24 protein-coding genes and 1 riboswitch are annotated in these 24031 nt (G+C 42.8%); of the genes, 10 read left to right on the top strand and 14 right to left on the bottom strand.

Annotated features, from left to right (window positions below):
• From trbK to PR808_RS12430, 4 genes are all read left to right on the top strand, one after another.
• Positions 1–237, top strand: coding sequence for an entry exclusion lipoprotein TrbK (gene trbK, locus PR808_RS12445; RefSeq protein ID WP_272539405.1), 237 nt, complete (start codon positions 1–3; stop codon positions 235–237).
• An 11-nt stretch (positions 238–248) separates the two neighbouring features.
• Positions 249–1607, top strand: a complete 1359-nt coding sequence (gene trbL, locus PR808_RS12440; protein ID WP_272539404.1) for a P-type conjugative transfer protein TrbL — start codon at positions 249–251, stop codon at positions 1605–1607.
• Positions 1608–1619: 12 nt separating this feature from the next.
• Positions 1620–1877: a hypothetical protein gene (locus PR808_RS12435; RefSeq protein ID WP_272539403.1), complete on the top strand. Its 258-nt coding sequence runs from the start codon at positions 1620–1622 to the stop codon at positions 1875–1877.
• Between the two features lie 75 nt (positions 1878–1952).
• Positions 1953–2183, top strand: a complete 231-nt coding sequence (locus PR808_RS12430) for a type I toxin-antitoxin system ptaRNA1 family toxin (protein WP_125891112.1) — start codon at positions 1953–1955, stop codon at positions 2181–2183.
• Between the two features lie 150 nt (positions 2184–2333).
• Here the strand turns inward: PR808_RS12430 and PR808_RS12425 are convergent, their stop codons facing one another.
• From PR808_RS12425 to PR808_RS12395, 7 genes are all read right to left on the bottom strand, one after another.
• On the bottom strand, positions 2334–2999 hold the full coding sequence (locus PR808_RS12425) for a hypothetical protein (RefSeq protein ID WP_272539402.1): 666 nt from the start codon (positions 2997–2999) through the stop codon (positions 2334–2336).
• Between the two features lie 237 nt (positions 3000–3236).
• Positions 3237–4094, bottom strand: coding sequence for a hypothetical protein (locus tag PR808_RS12420; RefSeq protein ID WP_272539401.1), 858 nt, complete (start codon positions 4092–4094; stop codon positions 3237–3239).
• Entirely contained in the window at positions 4091–5842 is a 1752-nt protein-coding gene (locus tag PR808_RS12415) for an AAA family ATPase (protein WP_272539400.1), read from the bottom strand. Before PR808_RS12415 ends, PR808_RS12420 begins: the two co-directional genes overlap by 4 nt.
• A gap of 1 nt (position 5843) precedes the next feature.
• Positions 5844–7841 (bottom strand): restriction endonuclease subunit S, encoded by a 1998-nt coding sequence (locus tag PR808_RS12410; protein WP_272539399.1) that lies wholly within the window; start codon positions 7839–7841, stop codon positions 5844–5846.
• The gene (locus PR808_RS12405; protein ID WP_272539398.1) at positions 7841–9598 is read right to left on the bottom strand and encodes a class I SAM-dependent DNA methyltransferase; all 1758 of its coding nucleotides are present in this window, start codon (positions 9596–9598) and stop codon (positions 7841–7843) included. Before PR808_RS12405 ends, PR808_RS12410 begins: the two co-directional genes overlap by 1 nt.
• A gap of 10 nt (positions 9599–9608) precedes the next feature.
• Positions 9609–10028 (bottom strand): hypothetical protein, encoded by a 420-nt coding sequence (locus PR808_RS12400; protein ID WP_272539397.1) that lies wholly within the window; start codon positions 10026–10028, stop codon positions 9609–9611.
• A gap of 731 nt (positions 10029–10759) precedes the next feature.
• Positions 10760–11641, bottom strand: coding sequence for a LysR family transcriptional regulator (locus tag PR808_RS12395; protein ID WP_206086191.1), 882 nt, complete (start codon positions 11639–11641; stop codon positions 10760–10762).
• Positions 11642–11756: 115 nt separating this feature from the next.
• Here PR808_RS12395 and PR808_RS12390 point away from each other — a divergent pair, with 115 nt between their 5' ends.
• The 3 genes from PR808_RS12390 (at position 11757) to PR808_RS12380 (ending at position 15174) form a co-directional block, all read left to right on the top strand.
• Positions 11757–12740, top strand: coding sequence for an aldo/keto reductase (locus PR808_RS12390; RefSeq protein ID WP_272539396.1), 984 nt, complete (start codon positions 11757–11759; stop codon positions 12738–12740).
• 222 nt (positions 12741–12962) lie between these two features.
• A complete protein-coding gene (gene alr / locus PR808_RS12385) occupies positions 12963–14219 on the top strand; it encodes an alanine racemase (RefSeq protein WP_442960061.1) in 1257 nt (418 codons plus the stop codon).
• Between the two features lie 217 nt (positions 14220–14436).
• A complete protein-coding gene (locus PR808_RS12380) occupies positions 14437–15174 on the top strand; it encodes a phosphatase (RefSeq protein ID WP_272539394.1) in 738 nt (245 codons plus the stop codon).
• Positions 15175–15238: 64 nt separating this feature from the next.
• Here the strand turns inward: PR808_RS12380 and PR808_RS12375 are convergent, their stop codons facing one another.
• Entirely contained in the window at positions 15239–15709 is a 471-nt protein-coding gene (locus PR808_RS12375; RefSeq protein ID WP_272539393.1) for a GNAT family N-acetyltransferase, read from the bottom strand.
• A 398-nt stretch (positions 15710–16107) separates the two neighbouring features.
• Between PR808_RS12375 and PR808_RS12370 the strand changes: the two genes are divergently transcribed.
• The 3 genes from PR808_RS12370 (at position 16108) to rlmA (ending at position 17516) form a co-directional block, all read left to right on the top strand.
• Positions 16108–16314 carry an acid-shock protein gene (locus tag PR808_RS12370; RefSeq protein ID WP_206086186.1) on the top strand — a complete coding sequence of 69 codons (207 nt, stop codon included), beginning with the start codon at positions 16108–16110 and terminating at the stop codon, positions 16312–16314.
• Positions 16315–16384: 70 nt separating this feature from the next.
• Positions 16385–16585 (top strand): acid-shock protein, encoded by a 201-nt coding sequence (locus PR808_RS12365; RefSeq protein WP_206086185.1) that lies wholly within the window; start codon positions 16385–16387, stop codon positions 16583–16585.
• Positions 16586–16691: 106 nt separating this feature from the next.
• The gene (rlmA, locus tag PR808_RS12360) at positions 16692–17516 is read left to right on the top strand and encodes a 23S rRNA (guanine(745)-N(1))-methyltransferase (RefSeq protein ID WP_272539444.1); all 825 of its coding nucleotides are present in this window, start codon (positions 16692–16694) and stop codon (positions 17514–17516) included.
• 44 nt (positions 17517–17560) lie between these two features.
• Here the strand turns inward: rlmA and mntP are convergent, their stop codons facing one another.
• From mntP to PR808_RS12330, 6 genes are all read right to left on the bottom strand, one after another.
• The gene (gene mntP / locus PR808_RS12355) at positions 17561–18142 is read right to left on the bottom strand and encodes a manganese efflux pump MntP (RefSeq protein ID WP_272539392.1); all 582 of its coding nucleotides are present in this window, start codon (positions 18140–18142) and stop codon (positions 17561–17563) included.
• Positions 18143–18331, bottom strand: a riboswitch (yybP-ykoY riboswitch). It lies immediately after the preceding gene.
• Between the two features lie 151 nt (positions 18332–18482).
• The gene (locus PR808_RS12350) at positions 18483–18941 is read right to left on the bottom strand and encodes a DUF986 family protein (RefSeq protein ID WP_272539391.1); all 459 of its coding nucleotides are present in this window, start codon (positions 18939–18941) and stop codon (positions 18483–18485) included.
• 89 nt (positions 18942–19030) lie between these two features.
• Positions 19031–19882, bottom strand: a complete 852-nt coding sequence (locus tag PR808_RS12345; RefSeq protein WP_206086182.1) for a PTS mannose transporter subunit IID — start codon at positions 19880–19882, stop codon at positions 19031–19033.
• A gap of 13 nt (positions 19883–19895) precedes the next feature.
• On the bottom strand, positions 19896–20696 hold the full coding sequence (locus PR808_RS12340; protein ID WP_206086181.1) for a PTS mannose/fructose/sorbose transporter subunit IIC: 801 nt from the start codon (positions 20694–20696) through the stop codon (positions 19896–19898).
• Positions 20697–20778: 82 nt separating this feature from the next.
• Positions 20779–21744, bottom strand: a complete 966-nt coding sequence (gene manX, locus PR808_RS12335) for a PTS mannose transporter subunit IIAB (protein WP_272539390.1) — start codon at positions 21742–21744, stop codon at positions 20779–20781.
• Between the two features lie 656 nt (positions 21745–22400).
• Positions 22401–23765 carry an L-serine ammonia-lyase gene (locus PR808_RS12330; protein WP_272539389.1) on the bottom strand — a complete coding sequence of 455 codons (1365 nt, stop codon included), beginning with the start codon at positions 23763–23765 and terminating at the stop codon, positions 22401–22403.
• Between the last annotated feature and the right edge of the window lie 266 nt (positions 23766–24031).

The following is a 24031-nucleotide window of genomic DNA, read 5'->3' as shown; positions in this document are numbered from 1 at the left end:
ATGAATAATTTATTTTTTATCGTGTTGACTTTATTTTGTGTTTTTTTAACTGGGTGTGAAAGGACAATAATAGAGGCTAATAAAATAACGTGTCATGAGGATAATTATGAAAAGTCTTTATCGGAAATTAAAGATAAGAGTTTACAGGAAATATTTATTGGTGAATGTAACTCCATAAGAAAATCGAAGGGAATGAGAGAGTGGGAATTTAAATCAAGTCCAGAAGACAACTTTTAAGGGAATAAATTATGAAAGTCACTATCTCATGTTGTTTCTTAATTATATTAGGGTTATTTCCTGATAGTGCATTAGCACAAGAACTAAGTAGTAGCGGTGTGATGAATGATGTTCTTAATCGTTTTCATAGTGCAGCTTCAACCTGGGCTCCAACAATAGAAGGCGCTGCCAGTCGGTTATTTTGGACATTAGTAACCATTTCGATGGTGTGGACATTTGGCATGATGGCGCTACGTAAAGCGGATATTGGTGAGTTCTTTGCTGAATTGGTTCGTTTTACTATTTTCACTGGTTTCTATTGGTGGCTACTCTCGAATGCAACGCACGGAATGAATATAGCAGGTTCAATAGTGGATTCATTACAACAGTTGGGTGCCGAGGCGGGAGGGCTAAGTAGCAGTAAATTAGGACCTTCCAGCATTTTAGATATGGGCTTTGAATTATATGACAGGACTGTTGAGGCAACTTCAGAATTAAGCTGGAAGGAGTTTGCCACAGCTTTAATGATGGAGCTAATGGCATTGGCAGTACTGGTTGTATTAGCCATTATCTCAGTGAATTTATTATTACTGTTAGCTGCTAGTTGGATTTTACTATACGCAGGCGTGTTTTTCCTTGGTTTTGGCGGCTCCAGATGGACTTCTGACATGGCAATTAACTATTACAAATCAATTCTTGGTATTGCTGCACAGCTATTGTCTATGGTGCTTATCGTCGCTATTGGTAAGCAATTTTTGCTGGATTATCACAATAAAATCAGTGAGAACATGGCAAGTCAGGAATTAGCCGTGATGTTAGTTATTTCTCTTTGCTTACTGTTTTTAGTGAACAAGGTTCCACCGATGATTTCAGGTTTAGTTTCTGGCGGTAATATCGGAACAATGGGGATTGGTTCATTCGGTGCAGGAGCTGCAATGGGAACAGTGATGACAGCAGCAAGTATGGGTGCTGCGGGGGTGAAAATAGCAGGTGGTGCGATAGCAAGCGGTGCTGCTAATGCGACTAGTGGTATCAGTGCGATAAAGGCTGCTTTTGAGCAAGCACAAAGCAGCATGGCTGATGGAGCCATGCCAAGTGGAGGTAGTGAGACAACACAAAATAGAAGTGGTGGGTCTAGTACTGATTCAGGCGATTCACCTTTCAGCAAAGCCGCTGGTTTTGATAGCACGGATAGACCTTCTGTAAGCACCCAAAACCGTACTAAGGATGCAGATTCATCAATTCGTGATGATATGGCAGGGACAAATGCTGATAGGACCGAGTTTTCCGATAATGCTTTGTCAGGAAGTGATAAACACAGCATGAATCAATCAACTACTGATAATGATGAGGTTAACGACTTTGTTAATCGTAACAAATCAGATAAATAAGAGGCATTGAACATGAAACAGAGTAGCTTCTTGGTCGCATTCGATTTACTTGACCAGAATGCGGATTTAAATGCAAAAGTTTCTTATGAGCCGATTGATGTTGTGTTCGCGGAAGAAAAAGTAGATGCAACAGAAGAAATAGCTAATTTCATTAAAAATCGTGAAATTAAAGCTAAACATGAGCAGTTTTGTAGTGAACTAGCGAGTAATGTGTTTGATGGAAAATCGGAAGATAGCCCATTTTCAATAGCCGCAGGGCTTATTAGCTAGTGTTTTTAAAGCACGCAGGCCAGTGATGGTGCACTGACCTGCATTTTCACAAACCACCTAGATATGAGGTGATATATGACAGCTCCACATAATACAGAAGTTCAAAGAACAATTCATCACGTAGCGAGCGAACTGGCAGCGCTAGAGTTTATAAATCAAGATGCTGCACGCGAGATCTCACAAGTTGCCGAAGCGGTTGCCAACATGTTTACGGTGCTTTATTACCAGGCAGAAACTGGAGATGCAACAAAACAGGATTTTCAGGAAGCACAGGCTAAGCTTCAGGAAGTGTTGTTAACATTATGATATTCGACTCCAAGGCGGCAATAAGCCGCCTTTGGGTGTATTAGTTTAATAATTTTCTTACATTATTGATGATTTGGATTGATTGAAAGCTATAAGGTGTAAAAACAGTACTTAAAATGTTAATTTCTATGTGTTATCATGTAATCCTAGTTAGGAGTACCTCATTATAGAAACAACCTTAAAACCACAATAAAAATTCATCTGAATGATTACTTGTTGAAGCTCATCAGTTTTTAATAACTTATAATCAAAAACTTCAGGGTTATCACCTTCAGTAGGTACATGATTTAGAAGGTTATCGACCATTTGACCAAAATTTTGAATTTTATCGTTTAGCTCAACACTATCTTTATCTGATAAATCTACCAAACCACTAGTAATAACTTGAATATCACCAATAAATGTTTCTCTAAATTTATGGTAATACAAAGCATGGGAAATATGTTTAATCGCAGAATCAAATCGCTCACGATCAATTTCTATAGCGGTAGTATGAATTTCTTCTCCATTTTCAGTTTTTAGAGTAACAGGCGTACTTTTTTTTGCAAATTCTGCAAAGACATGAGGTGACCGATTTATCGCTCTCCTAATTTTCGTGTCGAATTGATTCTGAGCAAGTTCATTTGAAATAATATTTGCAGCTAAGAAAAACAATAAATACATATCATCTTTTGATTTTTCCGTATTATGCTTTTCACAAGAACGTACAGTTATAAGATTTTTTTTATAATTAATTCCATCAGGAATGTCTTTTGTTTCAGGAAATATACATTTCGGAGGCACATGCTCCTTTGTTGTTCCTTCAGAATCACACATATAGCACTTTTCCATACGACCTCTTTTATTCACAATATCAAAAACAGTAATGCTGACCACAATTTTTGTTGACCACTTCAAATGCTATAACATATAAATAATTTAAAAACACCGATACCAGTTTGGGGATACAGACGGGTGGTGGCAGCAAATTGGCGTTCGATGCTGGTGCGGTCGTCTTGGGTTTTGTGAAACAGAAAGTAGCCGTAGGTGCTTGGAACTGAGCATGTCTATGCTTCACCCCACTAATCTGGAAAGTTGTGGATCGTTGCGTATTAACAAGCACCAACGAGCGACCGCAGATAGCTCTGCTGTAGGGTTGGTCATTTCACGGGCACGCGCTCTAATCTCGGTTAGTTTCTCCTTGGCGGCCGGGTTATTACCAGCACTGCAGCGGGCTTTGGCCTTAGCGAAATCGTCAACCAGTCGCTCCACTTGCTGCCATACCTTGCGACGTGCTTCTGCTAACGGTGCATGTTCATTGAGTTTAAGTCGCTTTACCGTCTCGTTGACACGCTCCTGTTCCCACTCAGAAGAACCTGGCATGGGGATGACCTTGCCCTCTTCGTCGAAGGCGATAAGAGCAACGTCATCGTCATCAATCGGGTCGAGCAGATAGCGTGTTTCGGATTCTTCACAGGGAGCTGAATAAGTGGAACAAAGAGAACCATCCTTGAGTGGAAACCACCCCCCCTTTTTACGATTACCAACATTGCCACAGGCGCGAAAATTCATGTAATCGAAAGCTAGCCACCAATAACCATCACGCAGGTTGGCATCCAGAGCCTTAGCTTCCTTCTTGGGGCGAAAATGCTCCACGTCGTAATGCGAGTATAGCTCGCGTACCTCTGAGAACCAACATTTACCAGCCGACAAGGCCAGCAGCCATTCCTTCAAGACTCCCCAGTGAGCACTATTGGCGTCAATCAGTGCGTTGCGTTTATCACGCTCTCCCTCCGCATCTAGAGTAGCCAAATCGGCCACTAGTAGAGCTGATTTCGCCAACCAGGCATCCCACCGCTCTTGTGTCCACGGCACCCAATTCGGAATGTCGGTATCGGTGGGGCGCTTGTGCTCAAGATCGATCCAGATCATCGTTCGTCTTCCTCACGCAAAATTTCATCAATGATCGAATCGGCAATGGCATCTTGCTCTGCCTTTTCCTCTGGTGTTAGAACGGGTTTGCGGAAGCGACGGTACTGCGCCATTTTGCGTACGAAAAGTGCATAATCTGGATCGCGAAAATCGGCAGTAGAAAAACCCAAATCAGCTAATTCAGTGGAAAGTCTTGATAGTTCTGCATCTTCCTCTGGGGAGCGTGGTGACTTGACGAACAGCTCATTGCGGTGGAATAAGCGTCGCTCGGTTTCAATATCCAGCGTGGACGAGAGCCCAAACAAGTTGCTCTTGAGCAGCCCGGTGACTCCCATACCTTGCGGGTGTTCATCCGGCGTATCTACGACAGAGCGCCCCTTGTCACGTCGCAGAATATGCACCTGCTCGCGCTTGAGGCTACCGATCATCATCGGATCGTGGGTGGTGATCAGAATTTGCGACTCGCCTTGTACTAGTGCCTCTTTGTCAGAGGCCAGCACGCCTTCGATATCATCGAAGTAACGCAGCTTCCAAATGGGGTTCAAGTGGGTATCCGGCTCATCGAGCAGGAAAAGGCAGTGGTCCTCACGGGTGATACGCATTAGGCCTAGCACGGTGAGCATCTGTAGCTCGCCTTCGGAGAGTTGGGTGAAGCTCACCTTGCCGCCGTGCTCATCACGTTTTTTGACCGTAATGCGTACCTCGTCGATCAGGTCGCCGATGTAAGCGCCCTCGGCGTAGCGGAAGAAGCTATCGGTGCTGCCGACCAGCTTTCCCAGTTGCTTGAGCTTGTCTTGGCTCGGCACGAACAAATACAGTTGCTTCTGCTTTTCGCTACGGCCACGGAAGTCGATTTGTTTGGTCGCTTCCTGCTCAATAGGTGCCCAGGCTACTTGCCAGAGTTTGTCTAGAAACTCACTGACCACATTGCCACGTGCATACCAGAAGCGCGGGTCGCCCTCGATCAACTCCTGTTCGTCGAACCTGCCGCCACGGCGCTTTTCGCGCAAGCGGTGAGGCTCTTTCAGCACGAACAGCGCAGATTCCAGAGATTCGATGTGTAAATTCTTCAGCACCTTCTGAAACACAGTGTCATCGGATAGTAAACAGGCCAGCAGTACCAATTGGCTATGCCCACCACGGCAGTAGAACAGGCGGCGCAGGCGGTCGTCGCCGGCGTATTTCAGCCGAGCGTCACGGCGACGCTTGGCTTCTTCCACTGCGCGGATATCCGCTTCAGAGCCGGTAAAACTTTCCAACAGCTGTTCGGACAGCACTTCATCGGTAGTAATTTCCTGGCGCTGGTTAAACCGACGCTGATGTTCTTGAAACAAGGACTCAATGCGTTCGTTACGGCCTGAGTAATAAGCAAAGATATGCGTGGGTAGCAGCTCGCGGTTTTTCAGCAGATAACCTTGCGATTCGGTTTTTTTGTCCACCGACACAAAGGGACGCTTCTGTTTGGCGGTATTGGCTTCAATCCGTACCGAATGGCTGCGAATGCTGTATTCAAGCGTGTAATCGAAGGCTGCTTCGCGGTCCAAATCGACATCACGGAATATGGTGATGAGTGCTTCGATCAGGTTGGATTTGCCAGTACCATTCTGGCCGATCAGGGCATGGCTGCGGATGGGCTTGAGGGGGGCATCCGAAGGCGCACTTACCGCTGCTTGCAAGTGCGTTGTAAAAGCGATGTCGAGATCACGCAGATTGCGAAAGGCTGGAATACATATGCGTAGCAATTGCATATCAAACGCTCTCCGTATCAATTGGTTTCTCACGCACTTCGGCGGGAATGGGTTCCTGAATCCAGCCGTGCGCGACTTCTGTTTTCAGTTGAGCGTAAAAGGTATCGATCTCGCCGCCGAAGCGTTGCCACAAGTCCTTGGCGCTCATCTCGCCGTTGTGCCTGGCCAGAATTGTGGCTAGCGGTGCTTGGGCTTTAACGTCAGGTGTTGCACCTAAGCGCAACGGGGCAATCAATTCAGTTTGCGGTGTTTTCATAGGCTCCTCTTTTTGTTCGATGGTGATGCCGGTAAGACTAGAAACAGCTGCAATCGTAAGTTGTTCACCCGCAGTGGCCGCGTTCTGTAGATTCGTTTCCAATGTATCGCAGAATTGCATTAGCTCTGAAACGCGAGTAGCAATGCTCTGCTGTTCGCATATCGGAGCCAAGGGGAACCACATTGACCTAATAATCTCGGTATTTAGATTTGGCTGCCCTTGGCCTCGCGAAGCTATGTCTTGAAGCCACTTCGTTTTTGACTTTAGGAAAAGGTAAAGATACTCATCACAGACAGCATCGTTCAGTTCAATAAACGCAGCGATTCCGTCATTGAATGTTGTTCTGAATTCACAAATCGCAGGTACACCCAATGTGGCGCCACTATTGGTCAAAAGAACTGTTCTTGTTGAGATTTCCCGAGTCTTATTTAGGCCAGCTTCGGTGATGGTAGAAGTGAAGCGTTCTACAAACATTCCTTTTGCCGCCGTGACATCAGCAACTTTGAGAAATGGTATGGATCCGCCGTAAAACTTAGGATCACCTGCTGGTCTCGGCGAACCACCGCGCACCACACTAGCGATGTCGTTAAGGCGTATCCAAGCCCATTGGTCAGGAATGCTGCCAAGCATCTCTGCGATGCTTGGAAAGTCAATAACAGGGGTCTCTCGTTTAATCCTCTTTTCAGCAGATAGCTGTACTTTGCGCAAATGCAGTGATTCAACAAGCTCTGATGTTACTTTCTCCGTTTGCTCTGAGATATTCCCGGTGAATGCCAAGTCTAGGATCACTTGCCGTAAGTCGGCTACATCCTCTGGCGTATGAAACAGCCTCGCGAAGTTATCGGCCAGGCGTGCCCAAGCGGTTTGTAGTTCGTGCGGATTGGTGGCGCTGGCGAGGGCTTGCAGGGTGGATTGGCGCAGGTTGTTTTGTAATTTGCGGCGGGCTTGCTGTTGCACTTCCAGCTTGTCGCACAAGGCCATCAGCTCATCGACTTTGGCGACGATGCGGGATTGTTCTTCTATTGGTGGCAGCGGAATGGGCAGTGCTCGCACAGTGCTGGTATTCAATTCCACTTGTTGCGTAGTACCAGATACTAGAGAATCTGGGTGCGACGGCTCAATACGCGATTGCACCCATGGAGATGCAATCACACACCACAGATAGCGTGGGGAACAATTGGCTAGCCGCACAACCGTTACGTGAGAATCAGCTACAGCCTTGATGCCCTCATTCGCACGGTAAATCGTTACACGGCCGACTGTTCCAGTTCCAGTCGAATTCCAAAGTAAATCACCTTCGCAAAGAAAGCGCTCTTTGCTATATGAATCGACAGAGTCGTCCGCAAGAAAACGTGCAGATGATAAATCAAATCCTGACCACTGCACGCACTTTTGTGAAATGACGTGCGTTGAGCTCTTCTCAGCGTACTTTGGACTTTTACCTCGCTGAATATATAGACAGATTTGTTCTAAACGAATCCACTGCCAATGATCGGGGATCTGAAATGGACTCGAATCTAATGGCGAATGCACTTTTGTGGCACGCAGCTTAATTTCTTCTGTATACGCACGACGCAACGCGTCCGCAGCATCAATAACCAGAGAAATCGATCCCTCTGTTTTGATGTACTCTACAAGCTGGCCTGAAATGGCCAGCTGAATTACTAGTTCGCGCAGCTTAGCAATACCCCCAGGCGCATTGGCAATATGTCCAAACGCTGCCAAAAACTTCTTTGCGTCCATCAGGCGTCCTCACCCACAAAGTGATGCGCCAGCACGGCAGCCAGTTCGCTCTTGAGTTGGTTCTCGGTTTCTTCGATTTCATCCAGCAATTTTTTATATTTATCCAGAAGCAGGTCCGGGTCGCGGATTTCTTCTTCTGGTGCGTTGTGGTTTCTCAGGTCAAGATTGAATATCGGCCAGTAGAGGCGATCGCCTGTAGCCTGCGCATCTCGCGCTTGCAGGCGCAGCTCGGCAATTTTCGCGTAGATTTTTTCGTGGCGGGTGACGTTGGTGCTGCCAACCAAATTCTTGCGCAAGTTATTCGCTTCGATTTCCAGCGCGACGGCCTGGTTGTTCAGGTCTTCGGCGTGTTGCCAGTGCGGTTGTGCGGCAGCTTCGGCTTGTTTGCGCTTGGTTTTAAAATCCATCTTCCAGGCGAATTCATTTTCCACGCGGTCGGCGAAGTCGTTGGCTTCATCACCCCACCATTCTTGCTCGGGCTTGAATTCTTCCAGTCGGATGGGCTTGGTTTTAGAATAGCTTTTGTAGCCTGGTGGGTAGGGGTGCTCGTAGAACCAGATGGTGTCGGTGTGGAAGTACTCGGTGCCGTCATCCACGGTGCTGCCTTTGGTGAAAAAGAGCAGGTTAGTTTTGATGGTTGTGTAGGGTGCAAACACGCCTTTGGGCAGGCGGATGATGGTGTGCAGTTTGCAGTCGCGCAGCAGCAGTTTTTTCAGTGTGCCTTTGATGCCTTCGCCAAACAGAAAACCATCGGGCAGTACCACAGCGGCGCGACCATTTTCTTTCAGTAGCTTTTTGATAATGAGTGCCATGAACATATCGGCAGTTTCGCGGGTGCGAAGGTCGGCTGGGTAGTCGCTACCTACGCCGTTATCTTCAAAACCACCAAACGGCGGGTTGGTGATGATGCAATCGACCTTATCGTTGGCGCTCCATTCGTTCCAGCCGATGCCTAATGTATTTTTGTGCTCGATCTGGCTGGGCACGTCGATGCCGTGCAGCAACATGTTGGTGGTACACAGCAGATGGGGTAGTTGTTTTTTCTCGATGCCGTGGATCAAGTCTTCAATGGCGCGCTTGTCTTCGGCGCTGGACTTGGTGGTGAGCTGATGGCGGAAATAGTCAATGGCAGCGGTCAAGAAGCCGCCGGTGCCGCAGGCGGGGTCCATAACGCTTTCACGTTTATCCAGACGTGGGTTAACGCGATCAGCCATGAAGGCGGTGATAGCCCGTGGGGTGTAGAACTCACCGGCATTGCCCGCACCGCGCAAGTCGTTTAGCATCTGTTCGTAAACATCGCCCAGGTTGGCACGGGTTTTGAAATCGTGGAAGTTGATGGCGTCTTCCAGCTTCTCGATTACGGCCAGCATTTGTGGGCCAGATTTCATGAAGTTGTTGGCGTCTTCAAAAACCTGTTTGAGTACCTTATGCTGCGGGCTCTTCCTGGCGTCGATTTGTTCTTTCAGCGCAGGGAAGAGTTCGTTATTAACGAAGGGTATCAAGTCGCTCCCTGCGATCTGTGGCTTCTTTTTTCCGTCAGCGTCGACAATATAAGCAGCCCAATTACGCCAGCGGTAGCGCTCAGGCAGTGGTGATTGATATTGCTGGTTGTCATTTTCCCACTCTTCTTCGCGTTGATCGAATACTTTGAGGAAGAGCATCCAGGTTAGCTGGGCAAGACGTTGGGCGTCACCGTCGACACCGTCGTCCTTGCGCATGATGTCTTGAATGGATTTGATGGTACTGCTGAGATTCATCTAGTTTTTCTCAATTCATGGGGCCGATGTGGGATCCAGCATGTTTCAATTCTTTCTGGTCGTAGAGCGCTTGTTTCTGCTCTTGCACGCCCTGTTCGGCGAGTTTTTCGAACACGGCCTGTTTTCGTTCGGCAGTATTCCAGCGACTCAGGAATTCGGTCATGGTGCCGAATTCAGCCTGTAGTATTTTCTTGGTGTCGTCTTTCGGCAGAACGCGGTAGTCCTCGGTGATGAGCTTGCTATCAGCATTTAGATACTGCGAGCGCTCAACCTCCACACGCACATTGTTGCCGTCGATTACGTACTTGACGCGGTCATCGGTGAGGGCTACTTCTTCACGAAATTGATACTGCTGCCATCTCGTCTGCACGATGGCAGGTGTGATGAACTTGGTGCAGATAATACGCTCACTGAGTTGGTGTTTATCCATAACAGATGGTTTCCCCATTGATACTCTCTTATTGTTTTCTGTTCATGCACATCTATTTGCGCCTATTCGACTGGCCTAGATCGGAGTGCATTGAGGGGGAGCGATCTTCAATTTGGCGGCGCTGAGCGATGTAGCCCCGCATCAGCTCGCGCATTATTTGAGATGCTGGCCGATCCTCACTGGCGGCTTCAGCCATAAACTCGGCACGCAACTCAGGTTCTAGTTTCATAGTGAAAACAGCTTCTTTCGACATAGCGCATCTCATTTCGTGAAGATAAATACTAATTTAGTATATACGTTGTTAGTATCGTTCGCGAGACCTTTTATAGTGTGTCAAGGTGGCATCTGTCAGTGTGAGTGCAGTGGTAGCTTCGTATATACGAATAGGGCTGCACGGATGCCAAAAGCTGGCAGTGTTGAGGAGAAGACATGGCGTTGAAACACCATAACGAATAGCTATTTTTCATTACTGAAGAAGTGGAGGTCGAGTTGATCGCGGCCGGGCGAGATCGCTGACAAAGAGCGCAAGCTCCGGCAGAACAAGCCATGTTCAGTTAGCTAAACTGACGATGGTATTTCTCGTGGTATCGCTACGATTTATATTTTCAACTTATTGTAAATTAAAGAATATATTGGGTTGTTTGTAATCGAGTGGGAATAATCCCGCAATAAGAATCAGCTGGCACTGACTAGCAAAATAACGACTTAAGCCCATGTAAAAATGGGCTTTTTTATGACATCAATTTTTCTTGATTATCAGAAACTAATGCGGTCAAGAAATCGGCGACAACACGTACTCGTCGTGAATGGGCGAGGTCAGAATGAATGGCTAACCAAATTGATTGGTCGCAGCCAATATCATCCTGTAGGCAAATTAAACCCATTTTTCTTGCAATAAAATGCGGTAAAACCGCAAGTCCGAGACCAGTTTTTACAGCACTAAATTGAGCTGACATTGTGGTCGTAGTCAACCGGCAAGGTCTTCCTCTGAGCGTTCTTTCTAGCCACTGCGCGGAATTAAGGTGCTGTTGTGTTTCAGACCAACCTATAAAATCATCATGTTCTAAGGTGTTAGGCCTATCTGGGTTTTGCCTGCGTTGTAAATAGCTTTCTGAGGCATAAAGACCGAAGCCAAGGATACCTAATTTGCGGATCCGCAAATTTCCACTCTCAGGTCTAACCATACGTAGAGCAATATCGGCATCTCGTCTATGCAAATTAACGGTTGAAACGCTTGTGACAATTTCGAGGGTTAGATTAGGGTTAACGTCAGTTAGCGATGGTAGAGCAGGGATAATAAGGTGGTCAGCTAAGCCTTGTGCGGTTGCTAAGCAAACATGCCCCATAACGCTTTCACTCTTTTTGTGCGCAGCATAGCTAAACGCGAAGCCTGCTTGCTCTAAAGCCTCTGCCTGTGAAATTAACGCACTTCCTTCATCCGTAAGCTTATAACCAAGCTGATCGCGGGTGAATAATCGAACGCCTAATGCTTCTTCGAGTCGTTCTAAGCGCCGTGATGTCGTTGCAATACCCAGTTTTAATACCTTGGATGCAGCACTTAGTGTGCCTTCTCGTGCAATAGCTAAAAATATTTTGGCATCATCCCAGTTCATCTATTTTTTCTCATCCATTTTCCATTTTTGGAAAATTGATTGTTAATATTGCTCATATGAATCGTTATTTTAGGAAAATATACTGAAATACGCTAAATAAACCAAGGGGCAGATGATGAATAAACGTATTTTAGGAAATGGGCTCGAAGTTTCGGCAATTGGGCTAGGTTGCATGGGAATGAGTGAGTTCTATGGACCTCAAGATGACCAAGCGGCGATGGATGTACTACATAAGGCGGCTGAACTTGGTTGCACAATGCTAGATACTGCCGATACATATGGCAATTTTCATAACGAAGAATTGATTGGGGATTTTCTTAAACAGACCGATGTGGATATCAAGGTTGCAACAAAGTGTGGTATCGTACGCCGCTCAGGGGAATATGAGCGTAGAATCGATAATAGTGCCCAATATATTCGCAGTGCTTGTGAAAGTTCACTACGCCGATTAGGTGTCGATTGTATTGATTTGTATTATATTCATCGCTTAGATCCAAAGGCATCAATAGAAACGACAATGGAAACATTGGCTGAATTGGTTGCTGAGGGGAAAATAGCCCATATAGGGTTATCAGAAGTGAGCGCGGCTACGCTTAAACAGGCTCATGCTGTGTTTCCCGTTAGCGCAGTCCAAACAGAATATTCCCTTTGGACGCGTGATGTTGAAGCTGAAATTTTGCCAACTTGCAAAGAACTGGGTATTGGTTTTGTGCCGTATTCCCCTTTAGGGCGTGGTTTCTTAACGGGTCGTTTTAATGATCAGAGTTCGTTTGAAAGTGGCGATTTTCGAAAGGGATTACCACGTTTTACATCTGAAAACCTCAAAGCTAACAGCACATTATCTGATTTTATTATTCAGATGGCGGAGCAAAAATCATGTTCACCTGCACAGATTTCACTGGCGTGGTTACTGGCTCAAGGAGATAACATTGTGCCAATACCGGGGACTAATAAAGTAAAACATCTTGAAGACAACTTTGGCGCAGTTGATATTTGTTTAACCTCAGAGGATTTACATCAAATTAAACAAGTCCTTGAGCATTTTCAACCAGTGGGATCCCGATATTCTGTTGAGGGTATGAAGGGGATTAATGCCTAAATAGGGATTAATCAGGGAATAACAGTGTTTAGGCATCTGATATTTAATGGATGCCTTTATATTATCAATACGAAATGATCCCGCAAGATAATTTGGTTTTTTATGCAATTAAAGTGAATTATTACTTGTTCAATTTCCTTAAATTGCTATCATCCAAAGAAGTTATACATTTCATGTATATTTTTATATCCCACAATCATCAAAATAATGAGTTGGGGTAACATGACAACAGTTAAGGAAAATCTTGTGGCATTTCGTTTAAAATATCTGGCATTACTCCCTCTTTTTGTTGCAGCAACCGCTTGTCAGCAGCCTACTAATCCAAATAACACGTCTATTGCAATGCCAGCTGCGCATGTGCAGCCTGTTGTTGTAAATAATTCATGGATTGAAATTTCACAAAGTGCATTGGATTTTAATATCAAAAAAGTTCAAGCGTTATTAGGGGATAAATCCGCCATGTGCGCCGTTCTCAAAGGGGATGCTTATGGCCATGATTTATCATTAGTGACGCCAGTGATGATTGCCAATAATGTGCAATGTATTGGCGTGACTAATAACCAAGAATTAAAAACCGTGAGAGACCTTGGTTTCAAAGGCCGTTTAATGCGCGTTAGAAGCGCAACTGAAAAAGAAATGGAGCAAGCAACACAGTATCAAACGGAAGAGTTGGTCGGTAATTTAGAAATGGCGCAGCGCTTAAATGCTATTGCGAAACAGCAAAATAAAGTCATCCCCATCCATCTTGCGTTAAACTCTGCAGGTATGTCGCGTAACGGGTTAGAGGTGAGTACGCCCTCGGGCCTTAATGAAGCGAAGCTAATTTCACAATTACCAAATTTAAAAATTGTCGGCATTATGTCCCATTACCCAGAAGAAGATGAGGCACAAATTCGTAAAGATCTCGCTAAATTTAATAAAGAATCTCAGCAAGTATTGAATATAACGGGGTTAAAACGCGAAGATGTCACACTGCATGTTGCGAATACTTATGCAACAATTACTGTACCTGAATCATGGTTAGATATGGTGCGTGTTGGTGGTATTTTTTATGGTGATACCGTTGCAACCAACGACTACAAACGTGTGATGACATTGAAATCAAACATTGCTTCAGTAAATCATTATCCGAAAGGCAATACGGTTGGATATGACCGTACCTTTACACTGAAACGTGATTCTATTTTAGCGAATATTCCTGTTGGTTATGCAGATGGTTATCGTCGTGTATTTAGTAATACAGGGCATGTGCTTATCAATGGCCAGAAAGTACCCGTATTAGGAAAAACTTCAATGAATACTGTGATGGTAGATGTGACTGATATAAAACAAGTCCGCCCAGGTGATGAAGTGGTTTTCTTTGGTAAACAAGGTAATGAAGAAGTTACGGCTGAAGAAGTTGAAGACATCAGCGGTGCACTATTTACAGAAATGTCCATCCTTTGGGGGGCTACCAATAAACGCGTCTTAGTGGATTAAATTAATTTTTTATTCAACATATTTTAACCCGCATTGATTGCGGGTTTTTTATCCTAAAAATAATTTAGGATTATATGCAATATATTACAATGTGTTGATAAAGTGCTGTTTAAGTGAATGACTATCGAAACCTTTACGTTGATATGTTAGCTTGGTTGAACCTTTTCTGAGCGGATAGACTCAGAAGGCGAATAGTAGAATGAGAAGGATATTATTTATGTATCAAGTTGATTTACACGCCCATACCATTGCCAGCACCCACGCATACAGTACCGTTAATGAATATTTTGCTGAGGCGGCGAGCCGTGGTGTAAAGCTATTTGCAATCACCGATCATGGCCCTGAAATGCAGGATGCACCACACGAATGGCATTTTGGTAATATGCCCATTTTACCGCGGATTGTTGATGGCGTTGGCTTACTGTATGGCATTGAGGCCAATATTAAAAATAAGCTAGGTGAAACAGACTGTAATGAAAAAATTGCTCGCCACTTAGACATTATTTTAGCAGGTTTTCATGAACCTGTTCTTGAACCACAAAGTCTTGCAGATAATACCGAAGCAATGATTGCCACTATTCGCAGTGGAAAAGTACACATTATTACACATCCCGGTAATCCCAAATATCCTATTGATATCAAAGCCGTTGCCCAAGCAGCTAAAGAGTGTAATGTTGCGCTAGAAATGAATAATTCATCTTTTTTGCACTCGAGAGCGGGCAGTCAACAAAATTGTCTCGAGATTGCAAAAGCAGTGAAAGAAGCAGGGGGGTGGGTTGCGTTGGGTTCTGATTCCCATTTTGCAGGCTATTTAGGGCGTTTTGATCGCGTAGTGGAAATGTTGGAATCGATTGATTTCCCTCAATCACAAATTTTAAATGTGACTCCCCGTCGAGTGTTGGATTTTCTTGAATCCCATGGACGTAAGCCAATCCCTGAATTTGCAGATTTTTAGTGAACTAATCAGATAACTTGCAATGAATAAAGCCGTTAACACGCTAACGGCTTTTTCTTTTATCTTATAACTCTATTTTCATTCGTATACAGGCTAAATTAACCTGAGCGAGTGCAGAATAATAATTATCATGGCAAATAGACGTAAAACCGTGTTTTTGGTAAAAACGCTCTGCATTCGGTGATGAGTCTAAGGTTAGGGTTTTTATTTTTCGTTTTTTCGCTTCGGCCTTTATTGCATCCAATATTAAGCCTGCTGCACCATATCCCATATACTCTGGCAGCGTGAATATCGCATCAATACTATTTGATTCTAAATTTAAAAAGCCAGTTGATACAGCGTCATCGTGTTCATTTACAGCAACAAAAAAGGGATTGTTCTCAACCATTTTTATGTAGCTTAGTGGCATTTCATCAGGTGTCCAATTGTAAATCGTTTGTGTTTCATAGCTTGTTTTACAGCCATGGCGAATGGCTTGATTACGAATAAACCATAACCGTTTGGCTTCTTTTGGTGTTGCTAATCGAATTTGCATTTTTTTACCTAAATAATGTCATTACACATCATTTGATTAAAACCAAAAACAAAGGGGGAAAGCAAGTTATAAAGTATTAACAGTTAAAATTAAGCTAAAAAATAAAAAAAGAGGACAACAAATTAATTGATTTTAAATGGATTATTTAAATAAAAAAATTGAAATCAAATAAGAGATTTTTTTAATTGATTGTTTTTATTTGTATTTTTTATTTTAAATAATGGTGAGCAGCTAAAAATAAAGTAAATAAACAATCAACAAACTGAAAATATTTATTTACCAAAATAACCTATAAAAAATTTATAAATCTTTAAATTTGTCCTATTGTGGGGGAATGTTCATTTGTGATTTATTAGTGTTGCAAGAACATCCTTGCTTTAAAATTCTAAGGTACAAAAATGAAAACGTTATTAGCAATTGCAACGGTTATGTCTATTGCTGTTTCTGGTGCCGCACTGGCGAATACGAATACGGCAGTAAAAACTGAGCCTGTTACTCATGCTGCTAAAGTTCAGCATACTGCGAAAACCCACCATGCTAATAAATTAAAAGCCGAGAAAAAAGAGGATAAAAGTAAAACTGAAGAAACCAGCAAAGCAATATAGAACCAATAAGCTGTGACAAATATCTTTGTATTTTAACGTAAGTCCTAGATCAAATTTAAAGGTAGAAAAAATGAAAAAATTAGTCGCAATCGCAACTGGATTATCATTTGCTATTTCTGGTGCAGCATTAGCAAACACAACCGTCAAATCTGAGCCTGTTTCACCTATTGCGCAATCACATCAAGTGGCTAAATCGTCTCATTTGAACGCGAAAGCTGAGAAGCAAGTTGTTAAAGAAAAGCGTGCTGAAAAAAGCAAATCAGCGAAATAATCAGTTATAAAATTCGCTAACGTCACGGTGCCATGGGATATTTTCCATGGCGCTGCATCGTTGCTTATATGGTATACTGGCTATTATTTTGCGATCAGTGACCTTTATGAATTATCAATGCCCACTTTGTTTTACGCCTCTCTTACAAACTCACAATAGTTATCGTTGCGAAGCCAATCACCAATTTGATTGTGCTAAAGAAGGGTATGTTAATTTACTACCTGTGCAACATAAGCGCTCGAAAGATCCAGGTGATAGCACAGAAATGATGCAAGCGCGGCGTCAATTCCTTGATGCAGGGCATTATCAGCCAATGCGAGATCAAGTGGCTAAAAAATTGGTCCAATATTTACCTTCAAGCCATTTATCGGTATTGGATATCGGCTGTGGTGAAGGGTATTACACTGACTATTTTGGGCAAATACTGCAAAATAAATTTGGGAGCACCCAAGTTTTTGGGTTGGATGTATCAAAGGTAGCAATTCGTTATGCGGCCAAACGCTATAAATTAGTTAATTTCTGTGTAGGCACTAGCCACCGTTTACCTTTTCCTGAGTCAAGCTTAGGAGCGGTTGTCCGTATTTACGCGCCTTGTAAAGCGGAAGAATTAAGTCGAGTATTAATCGATAATGGTATTTTAGTCACTGTCACGCCAGCAGCGGAACATCTGCAAGAATTAAAAGCCCTTATCTACGATGAAGTTAAATTGCACCCCGCTAAAGACGAAAATTTGCCGAATTTTAAATTACTGGATGAGAGCCAATTAAATTATAAAATGGTGCTGACTGGTAGCGAAGCTTATGAGTTGTTAGCGATGACACCGTTTGCGTGGCGAGCATCTGAAGAAGTGAAGCAACATCTGAAGCAAGCGAAAGTGAAAGATTATACAGCAGACTTTTTAATTCGAGTGTATCAATACCAAGCGGACTAATGTTGGTAAAGCCCCCTAAGAGAAGTGTAGGGGGCAATAAATTATTATGGTGCGTACATAAATAATTCGAGGTGTTCAAATAAGATATTGAACCCGATCCCAATTAACACTAACCCGCCGACAATCTCTGCTTTTTTTCCTAATAATGGGCCTACATAACGGCCAATCATCATACCGATAGTTGCCATAATCATGGTCATTAAGCCAATGGTCATCGCAGTGTGGACAATATCTACCTGCAAGAAAGCTAAGCCTAAGCCGATTGCCATGGCATCTAAGCTCGTTGCAATCGCTGAAAAAATAAGGCTAGTAGAGCTGTGGCTTGAAGGTTTTGAACAGCATTCTTCATCTTTTGTTTTAAGACTCTGCCAAATCATGCGAGCACCTAAAACAAATAATAACGCGAATGCAATCCAGTGATCCCAGCGGATAACGTACTGGCTAGCAAGAATACCAATTCCCCAACCAATGATAGGAGTGATAGCTTCTATGAAGCCAAAAATGAAACCAGTACGGAGGATCTCTCTAAAACGGGGTTTATGCAGGACGGCACCTTTGCAAATAGCAACTGCAAATGCGTCCATTGATAGCGCGAGGGCTAAGACAAGGGTAGCGTAAAAACTCATAACATAACCTCGGTTGGGTGTTTCCATATACACATAAACTACCCCCAACCTAAGGTGTATTTATGTGTCTATGGTCTTGCCAACCAGATTATGGTGTCCGCACCACGTTTGAAATCAAACGAGTATGTTGATACGGACTTTCTGGAATATATATATATCCAGAACAGGCTACTCCCCAATGACGTGGAAAGAAAGATACCACATTTTATTTTAAAGGCAACACTTAATTAATTGTGGATATTAAACGGTAGTGAGAATTATTATCAATTGAGTTAATAAGAAAAAAAAGGTTAATTATATTTTTAATTAACCTTAGTATTCTTATGAATATACATAATGATTACTTATGATTTATAAGGAATTCATAAATTCTTTGTAAATCATCAAGATGTGAAACTTGAATGTGAATTTTCTTTTGCTCTAAACCTATTATAAGAATACCATCTTCAGATAAGTTCATTGCTTTTATTCTATCGTAGGAAATAAAGGTATTGGCAAAATAAAAACCAGTTTGTTTAAAGAATAGCTTAGGTGTTCTAATAAACGCCAAGTAGACTGACATAAATATAGTAATCATTAATAAATAAGTGGTTAATAAATTACCATGTCGAACAATATTTGTATAAATTACAATACAGATTAAGACAATAAAAATAATGGCATCAACGCGATGTTTTCGTTTTAAGTTAATTTTTAATAGCGTTTTCCCTTTTAGCAAATGCTGAATAAATTCATCATAAATAGCATATACAAGCATGATCAAAATGATAATGGCGAGAATAACATCATTTAAAGTCATTGGTGCGCCCTTGACTAAGTAAACATATGGCAAAGCTTAAAATTAAAAAAGGGAGGCCGCAACCTCCCGAGTAAAATATTATGAGAAAATTATGGCGCCAAGAATTTCAGCCAAGCACCTAAAATACCCAAACCGAAGAAGCCAATAATAATCCACAGCGCATTGACTTTACGGCGTAATAACCACATACACCCAAATGTAAGCAGAAGAGGGACTAAGCCTGGCATTAATTGGTCAAGGATCATCTGGACGGTTGTAATATCTTCAACACCCGTGGTTTGGTTTTTAATGCGCGAAACCTCGAGCGGGATATTCACATGGGTCCATTTGTTCACAAGGGCCCCCATAACGAATAAACCGAGTATCGATGCTCCCTCCGTCAGTTTTTGCAGGAAGCCACCACCCATATCTTGAACGATATCAATCCCTTTCTTATATCCGTATGCAACACCATAGTAACGAGTTAATAAACGAACTAGGTTAAACAAAACGAAGAATAGGACAGGGCCAAGTAAGCTACCTGTCATCGCGATACCCGCACCTAATGCTGCGAACACAGGGCGAACAGTTCCCCAGAATATAGGGTCACCAACACCCGCTAAAGGCCCCATCAAACCAACTTTGATACCGTTTATTGCACCATCATCAATATCAGCACCATTGGCACGTTGCTCTTCCATCGCCATGGTCACACCAAGAACAGGAGCAGCAACATATGGGTGGGTATTAAAGAACTCAAGGTGACGTTTAATCGCTTGTTTTCTATCGTCATTATTTTCTGGATAAAGACGACGGATAACAGGCACCATTGAGAAACAAAAACCAAGGGCTTGCATCCGTTCAAAGTTCCAAGAACCTTGGAATAAGTTGGAACGCAGGAACACGCCGCGAATATCGCTCTGTGTCAGTTTCTTCTCTGTAGACTGAGTTGTATCAACCATGTTTGTGCTCCTCCTAGTCTAATTCGTTATCAAGGTTATTGTTGCTATTGCCTTGTGTGACAACAACTTGCGATTTGTTATATTTTGGACTGAGCTGGATATACAGAACAGCCATAACCACACCGATAACCCCAAGGGCAACAAGGTTGAAGTTTGTAAATGCGGCAGTGACAAAGCCTAAATAGAAGAATGGCATTAAGTAGCCAGCACGCATCATATTGATAACCATTGCATAACCGACCACGACGATCATACCACCTGCAATGTTCAAACCGCTGGTCACAACTTCAGGAATGGAGCTTAATAAGTGTTGAACCTCAGACGTACCAACGGAAACAGCAACAATCAGCGCAGGGATTGCAACACGCATCGCTTGCAGCACTAATGCGCTGACGTGGATAATGCTTAGTGATGTTAGGTTGCCACTGATTGCAGCGCGGTCAGCCGCGTGCTGGAAAGCAACGGTGATAGTACGAACGATGATAGTTAATACTTGTCCCGCAGCGGCCAGTGGAATTGCTAAGGCAATACCTGCACCAATGCTTTGACCACCTGCGATAACTAAGATAGTTGAGATGATGGAGGCTAAAGCCGCATCAGGGGCTACAGCCGCACCGATATTCATCCAACCTAACGCGATCATCTCTAGCGTACCACCGATGATGATACCCGTTTTCATGTCTCCCAGAACGATACCGATAAGCGTACAGGCAACGAGAGGGCGGTGAAACTGGAATTCATCGAGAATTGACCCCATACCAGCGATACATGCTACGATGAAAACCAGTACTATTTGAACAACGGTAAGTTCCATTGTTTAATCTCCTGTAACCAACAAGTTTTAAAATCTGTTTGAGTAATGGTTTAAAAAGCAAAATTAAAAGTTTGATAACACATTATTTTTTGAGCTTATTGATTAAGTCCATCATGAAGACTTTACTGTCAGATGAAACTTTACGAACTTCTAACTCAATATTTTTGTCATTCAAATAATTAAAGGCATCAATGTCAGTTTGGTTGATAGAAACGGCATTGGTTACCATGGTTTTACCTTCATGATAGGCCATACCACCAATATTGACGGATTTAACTTCTACGCCTTCCTCAACAATACGTTTTACGTCAGTCGGGTTAGTAAATAATAACATTACACGCTCACCCGCATATTTCGGGTTGTTATAGACGCGGACACATTTTGCAACGTCAACAACGTGAGCAGTGACACCTGGAGGCGCAACTTGTTTTAACAGTGTTGAACGGACTTGGTCTTTGGCGACTTCATCACTAACGACGATAATACGTTTGACTTGGGTCTCTTTTGTCCAGCGCGTTGCAACTTGGCCATGAATTAAACGGTCATCGACGCGAGCAAGGGCGATCACCATATGTTCGCCAGGTCCCGCTTTTCTGGCAGGAGCCGGAGGTGGGGTACTTGCAGCAGCAGGTGCAGGTTGTGCTTCAACTTCTTTAAATTTGAATGAACGAACTCCGCCACGACCTGTTTCTAATGCAACAGTGATAAGCTCATCCAAAGATGGGTCATCATCGCGGCACATGAAGGTTTCAACCAGCATTGGGACATTCACACCTGTGATAATATCGTAATTATCATCTTCATTCACAATACGGCTAGCAGCGTTGAATGGGCTACCTCCCCAAGTATCGACAAGGAATAGCACCCCTTTTGAGGTATCTAAATCCGTTAACTTTTGAGTGTACTTTTCAAACAGGGTGTCTGCGTTTTCCCCAGGGATAAAGTCAATAAACGAGACATTGTCTTGCTCGCCAATTAACATTTCGGTGGTTCGGAGAAGCTGCTCAGCGGCGACTCCGTGGGTACCAATCATAATAGCTATACTCACTATTTTTCCCTCATTGATAGATAAAAACGAAATATTATCTGTAGATAAATCGGACACTAAAATTAGACTCCTTTTTATCAATTTCCCCTGTATCATAATATTAGCTGAATAATGACAATTTACTTATGGCGGTCACGAGTCAGCTATTTGAATTATTAGTATGAAGTACATTTGTAGCATATCATTTTGTTTTAACCTAAAAACTTGTTTCGCGTCAGAAAAATAAGAATATACCTAAAAGCACTTAATAATTTGCGATTATTATCTTTTTATTTGTTTTTTGTTATGTATTAGCTCTGAGTAATAATTATTTTTCAGAGTAAATTATTGTTATCGGTAACAAAATGCAAATATAAAAGTGTTTGGTATTGATTTTTTGAGTGAAAAATAGACTGTTTTGTATGATAAATATTAATCAGAGAGAACTAACAAAATTGGTTTTTAGAATAAAATAGTCTTGATTTGAGATTGAACACATAGTCGAAATTGAATGGAATAAGGTGAAAATCGTTGGGCTAATATGGTGAATTGATTAAAAAAATTTGTTGGTAATGCGGGGGCTTAGTGAATAAAAGTGAATAATATTGTATGGGAGAGGAAGAAAAAACGCCCTTCGAATGAAAAAAAGGGCGCTTTGTAGGAATAAACAGGCTTAATCAGTCACATTGCACTTTGATAGCTAAACCACCGCGAGAGGTTTCACGGTATTTTGCGTTCATGTCTTTGCCTGTTTCATACATGGTTTCAATCACTTTATCCAATGAGACTCGAGGCTCACTGGTTCTACGGATAGCCATTCTTGCTGCATTGACTGCTTTAACGGAGGCTATTGCATTGCGTTCGATGCAAGGGACTTGAACTTGACCTGCAACAGGATCACAAGTAAGACCTAAGTTGTGTTCCATGCCAATTTCAGCGGCGATACACACTTGCTCTGGGCTACCGCCGAGTAATTCTGCTAGGCCAGCAGCGGCCATCGAACAAGCAACACCAACTTCACCTTGGCAACCCACTTCCGCACCTGAAATAGACGCATTCATTTTATAGAGAATACCAATAGCGCCAGACGCTAAGAAATAACGTAGATAAAGTTCAGGTGTAACTGGCTCAATACAGTGGTTGTAGTAAGCCAAAACAGCAGGAACAATCCCACATGCTCCGTTAGTTGGGGCAGTAACGACACGTCCACCCGCCGCATTTTCCTCATTTACTGCGAGGGCATACATATTAATGAGGTCAATGACATTCATTGGGTCATTCGATAACTTGCTTGATGATGTGACCACACGGTTTAATGCAGGCGCACGACGCGATACGCGTAATGGGCCAGGTAACACACCTTCTGTATTTAAGCCTCGTTCAATACATGCTTGCATGGTATGCCATACATCTGCGAAATAGTCGTCAATCTCTTTTTTTGAGTGAAGGTCGAGTTCATTTTTCATCATCAGGCTGGAAATTGATAAACCTGATTTTTTGCAATTTAGCAACAATTCACTTGCTGAATTAAATGGATAGGATACTGGCTTGCTATCAACCGTTGATTCACCGAAGTGTTCTTCATCAACGATAAAGCCGCCACCAATTGAATAATAGGTTTTAGTATAAATTTCGTCATTTCCTGCAAATGCATGAATAGTCATGCCATTTTCGTGTAGCTCTAGGTTATCCTGACGGAAATTCATGCCACCTTCGCGTGGGAAATCAACTGATTGAGCTCCATTCGCTAAAGGCAGTTTTTCGGTGTCTTCTACCGTTTTGATAAAAGTTGGGATAGATTCAATGTCAACGGTGGCAGGTAAGTTACCTGCCAGCCCCATAATAATGGCGATATCAGTATGGTGCCCTTTACCAGTAAGCGATAATGACCCATAGACGTCAACAGAGATACGGGTGACGTTAGGTAATAGATTCTTGCTCACTAAATCATCGACAAATTCTTTACCAGCTTTCATTGGACCAACGGTATGAGAGCTTGACGGGCCAATGCCCACTTTAAACATGTCGAAAACGCTTATCACGCAGGACTCCTTAAAAAAAGTTGAAAATAGAGTGTTTTATTTTAAAAGGCGCTACTTTACTGTTATTTAGTAGTGTTAACCAGTAAGTTTAAAGTATTTTTTGAAATAAGGTAGTTGCTTAGGAATAATTGATTGTAAATAGCACAATCTGCTTGTGTTTTGCTTTAAAATTATACAGCCACATTAAAAAAATTAGGAATGATAGGGAAGCAGATAAAAGTCAATGTAAAATTTTTGTTTGAAAAATTAATTTTATTCAGTGGTTT

Origin of the sequence: Providencia sp. PROV197, assembly GCF_028479625.1 — a bacterium.
In the GTDB taxonomy this organism is placed as follows: domain Bacteria; phylum Pseudomonadota; class Gammaproteobacteria; order Enterobacterales; family Enterobacteriaceae; genus Providencia; species Providencia vermicola.
The sequence above is the reverse complement of the archived record's forward strand: the minus strand, read 5'-3'. Positions and strand labels throughout refer to the sequence as shown.

Bases quoted from the DNA above. Each gene is read 5' to 3' on its own strand.
- PR808_RS12415 (WP_272539400.1), bottom strand. From the start codon at position 5,842: ATGCAATTGCTACGCATATGTATTCCAGCCTTTCGCAATCTGCGTGAT.
- rlmA (WP_272539444.1), top strand. From the start codon at position 16,692: ATGAATTATCAATGCCCACTTTGTTTTACGCCTCTCTTACAAACTCAC.
- PR808_RS12375 (WP_272539393.1), bottom strand. From the start codon at position 15,709: ATGCAAATTCGATTAGCAACACCAAAAGAAGCCAAACGGTTATGGTTT.
- PR808_RS12365 (WP_206086185.1), top strand. From the start codon at position 16,385: ATGAAAAAATTAGTCGCAATCGCAACTGGATTATCATTTGCTATTTCT.
- PR808_RS12420 (WP_272539401.1), bottom strand. From the start codon at position 4,094: ATGATCTGGATCGATCTTGAGCACAAGCGCCCCACCGATACCGACATT.
- PR808_RS12340 (WP_206086181.1), bottom strand. From the start codon at position 20,696: ATGGAACTTACCGTTGTTCAAATAGTACTGGTTTTCATCGTAGCATGT.
- trbK (WP_272539405.1), top strand. From the start codon at position 1: ATGAATAATTTATTTTTTATCGTGTTGACTTTATTTTGTGTTTTTTTA.
- PR808_RS12390 (WP_272539396.1), top strand. From the start codon at position 11,757: ATGAATAAACGTATTTTAGGAAATGGGCTCGAAGTTTCGGCAATTGGG.
- PR808_RS12430 (WP_125891112.1), top strand. From the start codon at position 1,953: ATGACAGCTCCACATAATACAGAAGTTCAAAGAACAATTCATCACGTA.
- trbL (WP_272539404.1), top strand. From the start codon at position 249: ATGAAAGTCACTATCTCATGTTGTTTCTTAATTATATTAGGGTTATTT.
- mntP (WP_272539392.1), bottom strand. From the start codon at position 18,142: ATGAGTTTTTACGCTACCCTTGTCTTAGCCCTCGCGCTATCAATGGAC.
- PR808_RS12435 (WP_272539403.1), top strand. From the start codon at position 1,620: ATGAAACAGAGTAGCTTCTTGGTCGCATTCGATTTACTTGACCAGAAT.
- PR808_RS12410 (WP_272539399.1), bottom strand. From the start codon at position 7,841: ATGGACGCAAAGAAGTTTTTGGCAGCGTTTGGACATATTGCCAATGCG.
- PR808_RS12395 (WP_206086191.1), bottom strand. From the start codon at position 11,641: ATGAACTGGGATGATGCCAAAATATTTTTAGCTATTGCACGAGAAGGC.
- PR808_RS12380 (WP_272539394.1), top strand. From the start codon at position 14,437: ATGTATCAAGTTGATTTACACGCCCATACCATTGCCAGCACCCACGCA.
- alr (WP_442960061.1), top strand. From the start codon at position 12,963: ATGACAACAGTTAAGGAAAATCTTGTGGCATTTCGTTTAAAATATCTG.
- PR808_RS12345 (WP_206086182.1), bottom strand. From the start codon at position 19,882: ATGGTTGATACAACTCAGTCTACAGAGAAGAAACTGACACAGAGCGAT.
- PR808_RS12350 (WP_272539391.1), bottom strand. From the start codon at position 18,941: ATGACTTTAAATGATGTTATTCTCGCCATTATCATTTTGATCATGCTT.
- PR808_RS12425 (WP_272539402.1), bottom strand. From the start codon at position 2,999: ATGTGTGATTCTGAAGGAACAACAAAGGAGCATGTGCCTCCGAAATGT.
- PR808_RS12370 (WP_206086186.1), top strand. From the start codon at position 16,108: ATGAAAACGTTATTAGCAATTGCAACGGTTATGTCTATTGCTGTTTCT.
- PR808_RS12400 (WP_272539397.1), bottom strand. From the start codon at position 10,028: ATGGATAAACACCAACTCAGTGAGCGTATTATCTGCACCAAGTTCATC.
- PR808_RS12405 (WP_272539398.1), bottom strand. From the start codon at position 9,598: ATGAATCTCAGCAGTACCATCAAATCCATTCAAGACATCATGCGCAAG.